Genomic DNA, 14,790 nt, shown 5'->3' with positions numbered 1-14,790 from the left:
CGACCTTCACCGTGACCGGAGCCGACGCAGCCGACTCGTTGCCCGCGTTGTCCACAGCCGACACCGCGAACGTGTGGTCACCGTCCGCCAGACCCGAAACAGACGTGGACGTACCCGTCACCAGGTCGCCCTTCTTACCGTCCACCGTCACGTAGTAGCCCTTGACACCCGAACCACCGTCGTTGTCGATCGAGGCGTCCCAGGACAGCGCGACCGAGTCATTGGTCGCCGTCCCCTTCACGTTCGCGGGGACCGACGGGGCGGTGGTGTCGGGGCCGGGGCCCGTCGCGACCTTCACCGTGACCGGAGCCGACGCAGCCGACTCGTTGCCCGCGTTGTCCACAGCCGACACCGCGAACGTGTGGTCACCGTCCGCCAGACCCGAAACAGACGTGGACGTACCCGTCACCAGGTCGCCCTTCTTACCGTCCACCGTCACGTAGTAGCCCTTGACACCCGAACCACCGTCGTTGTCGATCGAGGCGTCCCACTTCAGAGCCACCGAGTCACCGGTCGCCGTGCCGCTCACGTTCGCCGGCACGGACGGGGCCGTCGCGTCGGGCGGCGTCGTCGTGCCGCCGTCCTTGACGGTGAAGCTGAACAGGGTGTTGTCCTGCCCGGACTTCAGGTGGCAGGTGAAGTCGCCGAGGTTGGCGGGGTTGCCGTCGGCGTCGTAGGTCGTGAAGTTCTGGATGTCGATGTCGTCCAGGGTCACCTTGCCGGCGCCGGTCTTGCTGAACGACAGCGCCGGGGCCTTGCCGGGGCCGTTGATGGCGACCGGGCCGGTCGGGGGCACCTGCGTCTTGTCGAGCTTCAGCGCCATCTGGAGCGGCACGGGGTTGGCGATCTCGGGGACCGTGATGGTCGGGTGCGCCAGGGCGGTCCCGTCCATCTGCACGGCGCCGAGCTGCTGGAGCCCGTTCTCGTTGACGTCCGCCGGGACGGTGGAGACGGACGTCACCTGGATCGCCTGCGAGATGAAGTCCTGCGCGGTGGTGTTCACCGGGACCTCGGTCGGGAAGTTCGACTTGACCTTGACGGTCAGGTCGCCGTCGCCCACCAGCGGGTACGGGCAGGTGTACTGCAGCGACTTCTCCGGCGAGGTCGGCAGGTCGCCGCCGAGGGTCTGCACCGGGTTCGGCGCCGGGTACTTGCCCGGGACGGGGTCCGGCTTCGGCGGGTTGGTCCCGTCGTCGATGAGGAACTGCTTCAGGACGTTGTTCTGCCCCGGCAGCTGCTTGCACGACGCGTTGATCTGGCCGAGCCCGGTGGGCTTGCCGTCCGCGCCGAGCGGGGTGATCGCCAGGTCGAGGTTGCCGACCGTGATCTGCGCCCAGCCGGCCTTGTTGAACGTCAGCGGCACCTGCGTGCCGGTGGCGGTGATGTCGAACGGCCCCGAGTCGGGGACGTTCGCGTCGGCCAGCGTCATGTTCGGCTTCAGCGGCAGGCCGCTGGGGTACTGCGGCGCGACGAGCGACGCCTGCGCCTTCGCCGTGCCGGTCAGCTTCTTGGTGAGGGTCGTCCACAGGCCGAACGTGGTGTCGCCGCTGACGGTCGAGACCGCCTTGATGTTGATCGTGGGCGACGGGGTGTTCAGCGCGACCTTGTCCGGGATGTCGGTGGAGATCGCGACGCTGAGGTCCTGCTGCCCGATCAGCGGGTAGCTGCACCGGTACTTGAGGGTCAGGCCCGCGTCGGCGGACGCCGCGGGCGCCGCGACGACGCTCGCCATGGCGAGCATCAGGCCCGCCGTGGAGCCGAGGACCGTGCCGGTCCTGACTCTTCGTGAGATGTTCTTCGGTTTCACCTCGTACCTCTCGTGTGCGTGAGGTTGGGGGGCATGCCGGGCCGCGGACCGGGTCCGCGACGTGCGGTGACGGGGCCGCCCCCGCCGGCGGGGTGGCGGGGGCGACGCCGTGGGTCAGGCGAGGGGCGGGCCTACGCCTTGGCGGTGAGGTCGAGCGAGATCGTGTTGCCGGACCCGGCGGTGAAGAGGTTGAGGATCCCCGTCAGCGGGCCGCAGTTGTCGATCGAGGAGATCGAGTAGTCGCCGGTCTTGAGCGTGCCGCCCTTGGACGGGATGAACTTGCCGTCCGACTTGAGGACGATGTCCGACGGCTGGGTGGTCTGGCACTGGTCGCCGCCGCCGATCGGGACGGCCCCGAACACGTTGAACGAGCTGAGCTTCACGAACATCTTGGAGTCCGTGGTGAGCTCGCTGTTGGCGTAGGTGCCGGTGGTCTTGCCCTGCTGGACGAACGCGATGTCCGCGGTCACCGGCAGGAAGCCGAGGATCTGGAAGTCGCCCTTGGTCGGGTTCAGCGTCAGGTCCGCCGTGACGTTGTCGGCGGGCTTGGTCACGTCGAGGTCGGCCTCGACGCCCCCGGTGAGGGCGGTGGTGCCGTTCGGCGCCTTGATGAACGACGACCCCTTCAGGTCGAAGGAGTAGTGGATCGGCGCGGCGGCCGAGGCCGGCATCGCCGACGCGATGGCGGCGGCGCTCAGCGCGACGGCCGCGCCGGCGAGCATCCCGCCCCTGCGCCTCGTGTTCTTCGTGGTCTTCACTGGTACCTCTCGATTCTCTGAAACGCGGTTATCCGATGTGCTTCTCACCCCCGATACCGCATCACCTCCCGAGAACCGTTTCCGTGGCGTTCCGCCGGTAAGCTACTCGCCGGGAACCGCATGAGTCATCGGACGCCGATGACAAATTCTGAGACGTTTCAATCGCCGCCTCGCGCACGTTTTATTGTCGAATGACAACGCTTCTTCGGGCATGCTGAGCAGGCATGACGCACGTTCGACGGTCATGCCTTTTCCTGGCCGCCGGGCCAGGCGGGCCGTTATCTCTTCAGTTCCGGCATCGCCGGCGGACAGGTGGCCGCGGCACGGCCGCAGATGGTTCCCTGGCTGACCTTCAGATAGTTTCCGGGCCCCGAGACGGAGCCGGTGAAAAGCGGATCCAGGTTCTCGCCCGACCCGCATCCCTTGAAGGGCGGTATCTCGAAAGTCCCGTCGAGCGTCCCGCCCTTGACGATGTTGGTGATGTCGGCTCCCGGAGCGTCGCCGAGCTCGATGTCCACCGCCCGGCTGGACGCGCAGCGCGCGCCGACGTCCAGCGGCGTCCCGTTGACCGTCACGTCGTACAGCCGGATCGTGACCCGCATCCGGGCCTGGACGTGCTGCCGCGTCCGGCCCTTCTCGTACGGCGCGGAGGTCTCCGTGCCGAGCCCGACCTGGTCCATCTCCATCGTGGCCGTCGTGGGCATGAAGCCGAACGTCAGGAAGGTCGCCCTGGACCGCAGCGGCTCGTGGAAACGGAAGCGGACGTCCGTCCCGGTCCCCGTGGGCAGGTTCGGGACGATGTCGTACTCGACGTTCGTCAGCGCGGGGCCCGGGGCCGCCGGGTCATTGAGCACGGTCGCGCCGTCGAGCTTGCGCACGTTCGCGAAGCCGTTCATGTAGACGCAGCCGGAGATCAGCCATCCGGGTTCCTTGAGGTCCTGGCAGTCCGGCGGGGCCTCGCCCGCGGGCACCGCCGCGGTCGCCTTCGGGGACGGCGCGGGGGCGGCCGCGGTGCCGTCCGCCACCACCGGGACCGCCGCGAAGACCCGCGCCTGCCCCTGCGCGGGGGTGCAGGCGACGGGGCTCTCCTCGGTGCCGCCGGCGGCGGGCGCGGGGCCGAGGCCCAGGTCGACTTCGCCGAGGCTGAACGTGAGGGTGCCCGAGGGCCCGGCCGTCGCGGCGGCGGGCCGCCCGGACGCGGTGAGCGTCACGTCCCCGTCCCCGTCGCCGGGCACGGGCGCGGGCTCGACGGTGAACGCGGGCCAGTCCGCCTTGGCGGCCGTCCCGTTCCGTGTGGTCTGCGCCGCGACCCGCACGGTCCCGCCGACCTTCGCCGCGCCGAGGTCGGCGAAGGCGGCGCGCGGGACGGTCAGGGTCGCCGTCGCCTCCCCCGGCCGCACCTGCTCGCCCGGCCGCGCCGACGCGGGGAACGGCGCCTGGTAGCGGACGCTGACCTGCTGCGGCCCGGCGGGGAACGCGCACTGGTACCCCACCGTGAGGTCGGCGTTCTGGGTGCCCGTGGCCTCGGCCCCGGCACCGCTCAGGCCGGCGGCGAGCAGCGTGCCGGCCCCGGCCGCCGCCATCAGGCGGCCGGCCCGACGTGCGCGCACACTGATCATCGCCCCACCCATCGGAGATCGTCCGTCCGGCCCGCCGGCGGTCGCGTTCCGCACCGGCCACGAGCCCGGGACCGGATGGGACCACGAAAGAACGCGGCCGCACAAGGCGGCCGGAGAAATTGCTCATCCGGCGAGCAAGGAATAGCCTCGTTCATACTCCGGTGAGCATCGGCCGATCATTCGAAATGCTTGTCAACCGGCTGACAAGCGTGCGTTCCCGAACTTTATCCGGGTGATAACGCGCGCTTGTCGGAACGGGCGATAATGGCCTTTTTCCCGGCCGCCGCGCGGTGCGGGACCGCCGACGTCTCATCGGAAGGACCCGAGGTGAAGCCGATGCCAGCTCGTACCGGGCCGGCGGCGCTGCTGCTCGCCGCGACGCTGATGTCCGCCGCCGGCTGCGGCGGCGGTGGCGGCGGTGGCGGCGGCGCCGCGTCCGCGCCGCCGCCGGTGTCCCTCGGCTCCCCCGCGGCGTCCGGCGGCGCGGCGTCGCCGGACGCCAGCACGGCGCCCACCCCGACACCGACCGGCGCCGCGCCCACCTCCGCACCGGCGGCGCCGAGGCCCGGCCCGAAGGTGACCAGGCCGACCACCGCGCCGTCCAAGACGGTCACCGCGTTCGCCAGGTGCATGCGGGCGCACGGCGTCGACGTCCCCGACAACGTGAGCACTTGGACGCCTCCGCCCGGCGCCGACAAGACCAGGACCCAGGCCGCCTTGCTGGCCTGCATGAAGGCGTTCTCCACCCCCTGACCGAGCCGCCTCCCGCACCGCCGCGACGTGTTCGGGGTCCCGCTGGTCAGGCGGCGGTGCCGGCCGCCCGCGGAGTGATCTCGCGGATGAAGGCGGCCACCTCCTTGATGGCCTCGTGGCCTTCGGGGACGGCGCCGGCGAAGGCCGCGAAGACGTGGACCTGGCTCTCCCAGATCTGGAGTCGGTGCGGGACGTCGGCGGCCGCGAGCCGCTCCGTCATGAGTTCCGCGTCGTAGCGGAGCGCCTCGCGGGAGCCGGCGACGATGAGGACCGGCGGCAGGCCCCGGAGGTCCCGGTCGCAGGGGGACGGCAGCGGCCCCGGGTCCATCCCGGCGAGGAGCAGGCGGTTCAGCTTCTTCAGGCGGTGCACGGGGACGTAGGCGTCGCGGCGGGTGAACTCGTAGGACGCGCGGCCCTCGTGGTCGAGGTCCACCAGCGGGGACAGCGCGACGATCCCGGCGGGCTTCGGCAGGCCGTTCTCCATGGCGGTGAGGGCGGTGGTGAAGGCGAGGAAGCCGCCCGCCGAGTCGCCCGCGATGACGATGTCGTGCGGCGCGTGCCCCTGCTCGAGCAGCCATGCGTAGGCGTTGAGGGCGTCCGCCATCGATATCGCCAGGGACGATCCGGGAAGCTGCCGGTAGGCGACGGAGAAGGCGACCGCGCCGGACCGCGAGGCGATCCTCGCGACGAGCCCGCGGTGCGTGCGCAGGCCGCAGCAGAAGAAGCCGCCGCCGTGCAGGTAGAGCACCACGCGCCCCGGCTCCGCGCCCTCGGGGCGGATCCATTCGCCGTGGAAGCCGTCCAGGTCGACGCGTTCGACGCGGGTGCCGCGCTCCGGGCGCATCAGCAGCGGCGCCGCCCAGTCCAGGACGACGGCGACGCGCAGCATGAGCCGGGTCAGCGGGCTGTAGAAGAACACCGGCCGGACGAAGACCTTCATGAAAAGGGCGAACCTGCGCGCCTTCCCGCTGGTGCCGGGACGGTGCTCGATGACACGTTCCATTCGGACTCCTCAGCGCAGGGCGCACACCGCCCGACCGCCCGGGAAATGGACGCAGCGCAGCGTACAGCAGGAATCCGCACGGCCCGGAAAATGCTCACCGGGCTTCAAGAAATCGGTTCGGGATCCGCACCCCCGCAACACCTTCGAGAAAACGCTCGCCCCGCCCTGGACGGGCTGTGTTAAGTGGTCGCATGGGCAAGAAGAGACCGGCGTGGCAGGGCCGGCTGGCCGGCTTCCCCAGCGGCCCGGACGGCGCGGACGGCGAGCCGCGGATCACCCCGCAGGCCGTCCGGGACCAGAAGTTCGCGACGACCCGCCTCACGCAGGGGTACGCCGTCGAGGAGGTCGACGCGTTCCTCGACCTGGTGACCGACGAGCTGGCGCGGCTGATCCGGGAGCGCGACGAGGCGCGGGCCGCCGCGCGGTGGCCGCGCGAGGGGCGGGTCCCGTGAGCGGTCTCAGGCCCGGTCGCCGCGTCCGGCCCCCTCGTTCCGCAGGGCCTCGTACCGCATCGCCGCCGCGCTGCGCGGCACCGCCGGCGGCCGGACGACCGGGGCGGGCAGGACCGGCGCGGCCCACCCGTCGCGCCCGTCGCGCTCGCGCCGCGGAGCGAACGGCGTCCGATCGGGAACGGCGGCCTCCTCGGCGGCCGGTTCCCCGGCGGGCTCCTCCCGCTCGTGGCGCGGGATCAGGAAGACGGACGCCGCCGCCAGGACCAGCCCCACGGCCGACAGCGCGAACGTGCGGGGCGTGTCCGGCCACGGCTGCCCGTACACCATGATCCCGCCGAGCCAGAGCGACGCCTTGGACCCGACCGCCAGCATGATGATCACCACGGACAGCCGGCAGCGCTGCAGCCCGATCTGCGCCAGCCCCGCGCCGAACAGCCCGGCGACGACGACGATGGAGGGGTGCGGCGTCCGCAGCACCGCCTGCCACGCCGACGGGTCGTGCCGCAGGAGCCGGGCGATCGCCGCGCCGGAGCTCTCCGCGCACCCGACGAGCACCCCCGCCCCCAGCCCGAACGCGACGCCCGTGACGCGCTTGGCGTGCCGCCCGTCCACCGGGCTGTCGCGCACGACGAACAGCCACAGCGGGAACAGCAGGGACGGCCCGATGAGCAGCGCGACCTTCCAGAGCGGGGCGTGCGGGTCCCATGGCCCGGCCGGCCCGGCGGGGGCCGTGCCGCGCAGCAGCCCGCCGGCGGCGGCGAACGCCAGCAGCGCCAGGACGAGCACCGCCAGCGCCCCCAGCTCGCCGGGCGTCACCCGCTCCCGGAAGTTGGTGACCGCGACCAGCAGGAGCACCACCATGACCGGCCCGTACATCGGCACCACCGCGCTGACCGGGATCCGCGTCAGCACGATGCTCTGCACGACCATCCCGCCGACCAGCAGTCCCAGCCCGACGAGCCACGCGGGGCTGGACGCCAGCGTCCACGCCGTGTGCAGGAAGCGGGCCCCGGTGAGCCGCGGCATCCGGCGCCCCGTGACCTTGAAGACCGTGAAGCCCGCGACGTAGGCGACCGGTGCCGCGACGGCAAGAGCAAGCGCCCCCATGGCCGCTCCTTAGACTGAGGCCGATATTCGGCCAGTGTGCGTGTTAACACAGGCTTCTCACAAGGGAGCCGCCCGTGAAATCGCCGCCGCAGCGGAATCCGCTCGGCTTTTTATAAGAAAGCGATAAATCACGGCACGCCGGGGAGCCCGGTGGCCCGGAGTGCACCCCGCGCATGCTCGGCGACCCCCGGATCGACCTCGACGGCGACCGCGCATTCCCCCGAGCTCGTCGGCGCACGACAGCGTGACGAACCGTCCGTCACGGAAGACGCACGGTCTCCGGAATGAACAGGCGGCGATCGACGGCGGGAGCCCAGGAAAGGCGCTCACGCCTTTCCTGTCGCGCAGGCGATCCGCTGTCCAGGTTCACCGTCGTGAACCCTTTCCCGCCGCAGGCTCTCCGCCATGCCTGCTTCCAACCGCCGCGGCTCAAGCAAGCCTTCAGCGCAGGACGCGGACGGGTGCGTCCTCGGTGATGATGGATTCGGTACCGTCCTCGGCCACGATGACGAAACGACCGGCGGTGCGCCACAGGTCGGCGGCGTTGATCTGCCTGGTGCCGTGTACGGCGACGGTGGCCAGACGTTTGCCGGTGGCGGCGTCGACGCGGGCGATCGTGTCGACGGTGAGCGCCCAGACGGCGTCGCCGTCCGCGGCGATGCCGTTGGGGTGGTCGTCGAGCTTCGCGGTCCAGCGCAGCGTGCCGTCGGTGAGGGAGAAGGCCACAAGGCGGCCTTTGGCGCTGCGGCTGATGCCGTTGTCGCCGTCGTTGGAGATGCGGACGTCGCCCGGGCGGGTGGCGGAGGTGATCAGCAGGTCTCCGACGACGAGCGCCCCATAGGCGGGACGGGCCGCGAACGACGCCGTCGAGAAGCCGGGTTCGTCGAGCGGTATGGCCAGCTCGCCGCTGGTCCCCGACTGCGGGATCGTGGCGCGGGCACGCCCGGACTCGTCATAGGACACCACGGCGCGGGTTCCGCGCGGACCGCTCTCGAAGATCCAGACGGTCACCGGGTCGACCGACAGGAGCGCGAGGTCGCGCGGTTCACCGCGCGCGGGCAGCGGGGCATGCCACAGCTCGCGGCCGTCGGACGGGGACAGGCTGCGCAGCACCGGTGCGGCGTCGCCGCAGGTGGCGGCGGTCACCACCCGGTTCGGCCCGGCGGCCGCGCGCAGAGGCGAGCACCCGTGTCCCGCGCCCGCGCGCCAGAGGGTCCTGCCGTCCGACATGTTCACGGCCCGCCAGCCTTCGCCGTCCTGGAGCACCACCGAGCTCCGGGTCGCGGCCACCGTGCCAGGTGCGGACGGGGACCAGCCGGTGGACGGCCCGTGCACGGTCGTCGTCCACCGCGGCCTGCCGGTGGACAGGTCCAGCGCCGTCACACGGTCGCACTGGGGGCCGTCGGCATGGGCCTCGGTGTAGCCGATCAGGCCGGTGCCGGACGCGGTCCGATCGCTCATCGCGCACACCAGCTCGCGGCCGGGCGGCGCCCATGTCCAGGCCACCCGGCCGTCGCCGAGCCGGTAGGCCACCACGAGGTCGGGTCGGGCCCGGACCACCAGGTCGCCGACCATCCAGTCGCCGACCGCGCGGACATCCCCGGGACGGTCCGCCGGTGCGGCCCATACCTGCGAGACGCCCCTCCCGAGCGTCGCGTAGAGGAACCAGGCCCCCAGCGCCACCCCTGTCAGCAGCGCGCAGATCCGCACGGCGTGCGGCTTCTTCCAAGCCTCGACTGCGAAACCGCCCACGGCCGGCATGAATATCAGCAGGAGGATCAGCATCGTGGGGGAGCGATGACCGCCCAAGCCGAAGGCCATCTGGGCGATCACTCCGACCGTCACGACCGCGCTGCAACCGAACGCCGTCGCCAGGGCGATCGAACCCGCCGATCGCCGGAGACCTCCCGCCCTGGCGCCGCCGTCCGGGCGGTCTTCCGGCTTCCCCGGGTCGTCCTCCGGGTCCGTCAGCATGTCCCCGGTCCCCGTCCCGGCTGGAGTCGCCCACCCGCCGGGACCCACCGCCCCACCTGCCGGTCTACCGGCTCCAAGGGCCCATGACGTTCCAGGGCGAGCGGCGCGGTCAGCTCGCGGCGGCCCCCGAGCGACTGCCCCATTGGAGCCCCCTTCCGGCACGAACTGGATAAGTCTGTCGCACACTGCGGCCTTCCGGGCGATCGTGCAGTGGACGTCCACGTGGCCACCCGTCGAGGACGGCGCCCCCACACTCCGGACAACTCGTCCACGGGCCTCAGCAGCTCGGGCTCTGGTCGGCGCACAGCCCCTGGTCAGCCGGGGGCGGATGGCGGCCGGCGCCGCCGCGCAGCTTTGAGGGGCGGTCGTTCCGCCGTACTCAGGGCATCAGCGCGTCACGCGACGGAACCCCCAGGCCGGCGTGAGGCACCCACATCCGGAGCGCCAGCAAGTACAGGCCGAGGATGAGCGCCGGGGCCAGCCACCGGGAGAGTCGCGTCCGGTTGGCCGGCATGGTCAGGACCACCAGCACGGGAGTCGCCGATGCGGCGCATACCAGGCCGAGCGCATCGAGAAGCGGGCCCGGACGGTTCAGGCATCCGAACGTCCGGAATGCTTCACCGCCGCAGACGTCCGCCTGGGTGTAGAAGAAGGCGAGAAGGCAGAAAAGGCCGCCGATAAACCATGCGCAGGTGCCGAGAGCCACATCGAGGACGGGGCCCCGCACGGGCCGGAGCGTGCCATCGCGCCGGGTGGCACGCACATCCCTGACCGCCACGGTCGTCATCAGCCCGATGACGGCCACCACCGCCAGTGTCCCGAGACCCCACCCCACGCTGCCTGCCTGAAAAGGCGGTTTCTCGGGGTCCGTGTCGTCCGACGGCCAGGTCGAAACGGTCATGACGAAAAGGATCGCCAGCGCCGCCCAACTCCCGCCCAGCACCCCGTACTCGCGAAAGCGGCCGCGTGCCATCGTCAAGCCTTCGACCACGGGGACGCCCCCATCCAAGATCGGCTTTGATCCACAACCTATCCCATGGGTCAAGGCTTTCCGGCGCCGGCGCCGTCGCCGTCGCCGTCGCCGGGCGCTCGGGTCACGGTGCCGCCGGTTGTGCGAACCGGCGCTCGAGCACCTTGGCCGCGCCATCGCGCCAGAGAGCGGCCACGGACGCTGAGGCGGGATCGGGGAAGATGTCCTCCTCCCCGTCGTCGATCGCGTCGAAGACGGCGTGCGCGACCGATTCCGGGGACGCCTTGGGGACGTCGGCGCCCCGAGTCATATCGGTGTCCACCGGGCCGGGCAGGACGGCATGGACCCGTACGCCCAGCCCCGCCACCTGCGCGCGGAGCGACTGGGTCATGGAGAACGCGGCCGCCTTCGAGACGGAGTACGCCGGGATGACGAACGGCAGGGGGGCGAGGGAGTTCACCGAGAGGATGTTCACGACGGCCCCGCGGGACCGGGTCACCGCCGGCAGGAAGGCCTGGGTCACGGCCCAGGTGCCGAAGAGGTTGACGGCCAGGTGCCGTTCGAGCACGGCGGGGTCGGTCAGGTCGTCCGGCAGCGCGATGCCGGCATTGTTGATCAGCAGGTCCAGTGACTCGATCCGGCCGGCGGCCGCCTGTATCTGCGCCGTGCTGGTGACGTCCAACTCCAGGGGCGTCACCCGGTCGTCCGGGTGGGTGAGCGGCCGGCGGGTGCCGGCGTACACCCGGCCGGCGCCCCTCGCCAGGGCCTCGTCCGCCAGCGCCCGCCCGATGCCGCGGTTGGCCCCGGTCACCAGGACCGTCTTGTCCTTCATGGTCATGCCTGGTGCTCCTGTCGTTGCGGTGTGATCGGGTCGGTGTCAGGGGAGGAGGGCGAGCTTGCCTGTGGTGGCTCGGGCCTCCAGGTCGGCCAGGGCCTTCGGGCCGTCGGCCAGGTCATAGGCGGTGGGGCGGGTGGGGCGGAGGACTCCGGCCGCGAGAAGGCGGAACAGCTCGCCCATCACCTCGCCGAAGACCTGCGGCGCGGCCTGGATGAGGACGCCGATGTTCAGGCCGACGAGGTGGACCTGGTGCCGGTACACCAGGTCCCAGTTGGTGATCGCGGCTTCGCCGGCGGCCAGGCCGTAGACGATGACGCGGCCGGTGACGCGCTTGGCGGCGGCCAGGCTTTCGCCGAGGGTGGCGCCGCCGACCGACTCCAGCACCAGGTCGGCGCCCGTGCCGCCGGTCAGCCGCAGGACCTCGTCGGCGAGGCCGTCGCCACGGGAGTCGACGACGTGGTCGGCGCCCAGCGCCCGGACGACGTCGTGCTTGCTCCTTGAGGCCGCGGCGATCACCGTCGCGCCGTAGTGCTTGGCCATCGCCACCGCGGCCTGGCCGGTCCCGCCGGCCGCGGCGTGGATCAGCACGGTCTGCCCGGCGGCGATACCGCCGAGCGGTTTGAGGGCCGCCAGCGCGGTCGGCCAGCTGACGACCAGGCCGAGCGCCTGCTCGTCCGCCCAGCCCTCCGGCACCGGGACCGCGCCCGCCGCGGGCAGCGCCATGTACTCGGCGAAGGCGCCGCCTCCGATGCCGGCGCCGATGACGTGGACGCCGGGCTCCAGGCCGGTCACGCCCTCACCGACGGCGACGACCTCGCCCGCGCCCTCGATGCCCGCCACGTACGGCGGCTGCGGGCCGCCCGCGAACGTGCCGTGGGCCTGGGAGACGTCGACGAAGTTGACGCCTGCGGCGGTGACCCGGATCAGCACCTCGCCCGGCCCCGGGCTCGGCACCGGCGCGTCGGTGACGAGCCGCAGGTCCCGGGGGCCGTCCAGGGACGTCTGCCGCAGGGCGCGCATCGTGGCGGAAAGGCTCATGGCCGTCGTCTCCCTGGTTTGTTTATCGAACGACAAACAAACCTTGGCACGGCCGCCGGACGGGGGTCAAGGTAAAGTTGATCGAACGACAAACAAGTACGGAGACGCATCCGATGGCCACTCGCGGCAGGCCGCGCACCTTCGACCCGGACACCGCCCTGCGCCAGGCGCTGGACGTGTTCTGGGAACGGGGCTACGAGGGGACCTCGCTCAGCGACCTGGCGCAGGCCATGGGCATCGCCTCGGCCAGCATCTACGCCTGCTTCGGCAGCAAGCAGGACCTGTTCCGCAAGGTCATGGCGCTCTACGGGACGACCTCGGGCGAGCCGCCCCGCCGCGCGCTGCGCGAGGAGCCGACCGCCCGCGCCGCCGTCCACGCCATGCTCCGCGCCACCGCCGACCAGATCACCCGGCCCGACGCGCCGCACTACTGCATGCTGGTCCTCGCCGCGCCGACCGGCGCCGTGGAGAACCACGCGGTCCGGGAGTTCCTGGCGGACCTCCGGCACGGCATGCGCGCCGAGATCAGGGACCGGCTCGCGCGCGGCGTCGCCGACGGAGACCTGGTCGCGCCGCCCGAGAGGATCGACGCCGTCGCCCGCTACTACACCACCGTGGTGCAGGGCCTCTCCGTCCAGGCCCGCGACGGCGCCACCCGTGATGAGCTGGAGGCGGTCGTCACCTGCGCGATGGCCGCGTGGGACGCCCTCATGTCATGAAGCAACTCGTGACGCCCGTTGTGGTCACGTTTCACCGCGTGCTGCGGAGCATCTCCGCGAGCCGGGACACCGTGTCGTCGTTGCGCTTGTAGTGGGTCCACTTGCCGATGCGCGTGGACCGGACGAGGCCGGCGCGCTCCAAGGTCGCCATGTACGACGAGACCGTCGACTGCGCCAGCCCTGACTTCGCCTGCAGATGGCTGACGCAGACCCCGAATTCGTCGCGGTCGGCGATCGGCTCCCACTGCGCGAACTCCCGGTGCGGGTCCTGAAGCCAGTTCATGATCTGCAACCTCGTCGGGTTCGCCAGGGCCTTCAGGACCTCGACCGCGCCCTCGAGGTCACCTGGCCCCGAGTCCGTCGCGCGCGCCTTCGCCATGACGGCTCCTCTCTCGTACCCACGCACCACTATATCTCGATGTGATGTACCGAGCCGGGCCTCGCAGCCCCAACGCCGGGTCTGGGGGTGCTTGAGCGCCGATCAGTGCGGCGAGCCCGCCCTCCGAGCTACACATTGACGCATCGCAATGTGTCGATATGATGGCTCCCGCCACTGCCTGACGCCGGCGTGACCAGTACTCCCGCTGGTCGCCTCTCGCGAGCGTCGGGCCCCACAGGAAAGGGTGCGTGATGTCCGCTACCGGCAAGCCGTTGATCGTCGTCTCGGGCGCGACCAGCAAGCAGGGCAGGAGCGTTGCCGCCTCCCTGCTCGAGAGCGGAAGGTTTCGAGTGCGCGCCCTGACGCGGAACGCCGGCTCATCCGAGGCTCGGAACCTGGCGACGATGGGCGCGGAGATCGTCACGGTTCCCCTGGAGCCGGATCACCGGCGCGAGTTCGCGCAGGCGTTCCGATCGGCCGATGGGGCTTTCCTCATGACGCCGCCCGTTGCGCCGCCGTCGGCCGACGAGCTCACCCTTGGCCGGCAGCTCGCCGATGCGGCGGTCGAGGCCGGCGTGGGGCACATCGTCTTCAGCGCGCTCGAGAATGTCCAGGAGAGGTCGTCGGGCACCAAGTACGCTCCGCACTTCACCGACAAGGCGCTCATCGCAGAGCACATTCGGGCCCTGCCCGTCGCGCACACCTTCGTCATGCTCTCGTTCTTCTACACGAACGCGCTGGAATACTACGCACCCCGGATCGACGGCGACCGGGTGCTCATGCCCTTCTACCTGCCCGAACACTTCCGCGCTCCGTTCGTCGACCCGCTCACCGCGACCGGGCCGGCCGTGCTCGAGGTGTTCTCCGACCCCAACGCCCACCTCGGCGCCTCCCTGCCCGTGGTCGGCGACGTCATCTCCCCCGCCGAGATGGTCGATGCCTTTTCCCGTGTCACCGGGCTCAAGGCCGAGTACCGGAGTGCGCATTCCCGGGAAGGGCTGCTCACATATTTCCCGGAACTGGGCGAGAACCCTCTTGTGGTCGACGAGATCCTCGGCATGGCCGAGTATGCGGTGGAGTTCGGCTACTACCGGGATGACCGCGACATGCAGTGGAGCCGAAGCGTTGACCCCGGCGCGCTGAACTGGGAGGAATTCCTTCGTGCGACCGAGTGGCGCGGTGACCGGGTCTCTTTCGGGGCCTCCGGTCAGTACAGCTAGCCGGGGAGGGTGTCCTTCCAGGAGCACGCCTCGTCCGGGTCCGGCGGGCTCGGCGGGCCGGTGACGTAGCGCGGGCCCGCCCCGCCTCGTCGCCGGCCCACCGTGGCGAAGGATCGGCCGGAGACGAGGCGAGGCGCGTCGGAGCCCGGTCGC

The 14,790-nt window shown here is 71.5% G+C and carries 14 protein-coding genes; 4 read left to right on the top strand and 10 right to left on the bottom strand.

Going from position 1 to position 14,790, the window contains the following annotated elements; translation table 11 throughout:
* The 3 genes from J4557_RS36415 to J4557_RS36405 form a co-directional block, all read right to left on the bottom strand.
* A partial coding sequence (locus J4557_RS36415) for a DUF6801 domain-containing protein (RefSeq protein WP_372442567.1) occupies positions 1 to 1,807 on the bottom strand: 1,807 nt, incomplete at its 3' end.
* Positions 1,808 to 1,938: 131 nt separating this feature from the next.
* Complete coding sequence (locus tag J4557_RS36410) at positions 1,939 to 2,565, bottom strand: hypothetical protein (RefSeq protein ID WP_208271338.1); 627 nt, start codon at positions 2,563 to 2,565, stop codon at positions 1,939 to 1,941.
* Positions 2,566 to 2,843: 278 nt separating this feature from the next.
* The gene (locus J4557_RS36405) at positions 2,844 to 4,184 is read right to left on the bottom strand and encodes a DUF6801 domain-containing protein (RefSeq protein ID WP_208271337.1); all 1,341 of its coding nucleotides are present in this window, start codon (positions 4,182 to 4,184) and stop codon (positions 2,844 to 2,846) included.
* Positions 4,185 to 4,520: 336 nt separating this feature from the next.
* On the opposite strand from J4557_RS36405, the gene J4557_RS36400 reads away from it, so the two are divergent.
* Positions 4,521 to 4,937, top strand: coding sequence for a hypothetical protein (locus tag J4557_RS36400; protein ID WP_208271336.1), 417 nt, complete (start codon positions 4,521 to 4,523; stop codon positions 4,935 to 4,937).
* Between the two features lie 46 nt (positions 4,938 to 4,983).
* On the opposite strand, the gene J4557_RS36395 is transcribed toward J4557_RS36400, so the two are convergent.
* Positions 4,984 to 5,940 carry an alpha/beta hydrolase gene (locus J4557_RS36395; protein WP_208271335.1) on the bottom strand — a complete coding sequence of 319 codons (957 nt, stop codon included), beginning with the start codon at positions 5,938 to 5,940 and terminating at the stop codon, positions 4,984 to 4,986.
* Positions 5,941 to 6,131: 191 nt separating this feature from the next.
* Between J4557_RS36395 and J4557_RS36390 the strand changes: the two genes are divergently transcribed.
* Positions 6,132 to 6,392: a DivIVA domain-containing protein gene (locus J4557_RS36390; RefSeq protein WP_208271334.1), complete on the top strand. Its 261-nt coding sequence runs from the start codon at positions 6,132 to 6,134 to the stop codon at positions 6,390 to 6,392.
* A 6-nt stretch (positions 6,393 to 6,398) separates the two neighbouring features.
* On the opposite strand, the gene J4557_RS36385 is transcribed toward J4557_RS36390, so the two are convergent.
* From J4557_RS36385 to J4557_RS36365, 5 genes are all read right to left on the bottom strand, one after another.
* Entirely contained in the window at positions 6,399 to 7,499 is a 1,101-nt protein-coding gene (locus J4557_RS36385) for a hypothetical protein (RefSeq protein ID WP_208271333.1), read from the bottom strand.
* Between the two features lie 441 nt (positions 7,500 to 7,940).
* Positions 7,941 to 9,473: an outer membrane protein assembly factor BamB family protein gene (locus J4557_RS36380; protein WP_208271332.1), complete on the bottom strand. Its 1,533-nt coding sequence runs from the start codon at positions 9,471 to 9,473 to the stop codon at positions 7,941 to 7,943.
* 379 nt (positions 9,474 to 9,852) lie between these two features.
* Positions 9,853 to 10,464 (bottom strand): hypothetical protein, encoded by a 612-nt coding sequence (locus J4557_RS36375; protein WP_208271331.1) that lies wholly within the window; start codon positions 10,462 to 10,464, stop codon positions 9,853 to 9,855.
* Between the two features lie 103 nt (positions 10,465 to 10,567).
* The gene (locus J4557_RS36370) at positions 10,568 to 11,281 is read right to left on the bottom strand and encodes an SDR family NAD(P)-dependent oxidoreductase (RefSeq protein ID WP_208271330.1); all 714 of its coding nucleotides are present in this window, start codon (positions 11,279 to 11,281) and stop codon (positions 10,568 to 10,570) included.
* Between the two features lie 39 nt (positions 11,282 to 11,320).
* On the bottom strand, positions 11,321 to 12,319 hold the full coding sequence (locus J4557_RS36365; protein ID WP_208271329.1) for an NADPH:quinone oxidoreductase family protein: 999 nt from the start codon (positions 12,317 to 12,319) through the stop codon (positions 11,321 to 11,323).
* 113 nt (positions 12,320 to 12,432) lie between these two features.
* Here J4557_RS36365 and J4557_RS36360 point away from each other — a divergent pair, with 113 nt between their 5' ends.
* The gene (locus tag J4557_RS36360; RefSeq protein WP_208271328.1) at positions 12,433 to 13,038 is read left to right on the top strand and encodes a TetR/AcrR family transcriptional regulator; all 606 of its coding nucleotides are present in this window, start codon (positions 12,433 to 12,435) and stop codon (positions 13,036 to 13,038) included.
* 31 nt (positions 13,039 to 13,069) lie between these two features.
* On the opposite strand, the gene J4557_RS36355 is transcribed toward J4557_RS36360, so the two are convergent.
* Positions 13,070 to 13,417, bottom strand: a complete 348-nt coding sequence (locus J4557_RS36355) for an ArsR/SmtB family transcription factor (protein WP_208271327.1) — start codon at positions 13,415 to 13,417, stop codon at positions 13,070 to 13,072.
* A gap of 251 nt (positions 13,418 to 13,668) precedes the next feature.
* On the opposite strand from J4557_RS36355, the gene J4557_RS36350 reads away from it, so the two are divergent.
* Positions 13,669 to 14,637 carry an NmrA/HSCARG family protein gene (locus J4557_RS36350; RefSeq protein ID WP_208271326.1) on the top strand — a complete coding sequence of 323 codons (969 nt, stop codon included), beginning with the start codon at positions 13,669 to 13,671 and terminating at the stop codon, positions 14,635 to 14,637.
* Positions 14,638 to 14,790: the final 153 nt, after the last annotated feature.

It is taken from the genome of Actinomadura nitritigenes, from assembly GCF_017573545.1.
In the GTDB taxonomy this organism is placed as follows: domain Bacteria; phylum Actinomycetota; class Actinomycetes; order Streptosporangiales; family Streptosporangiaceae; genus Spirillospora; species Spirillospora nitritigenes.
Note: the sequence above shows the minus strand (reverse complement) of the source record. Positions and strands in the feature narration are given on the sequence as shown.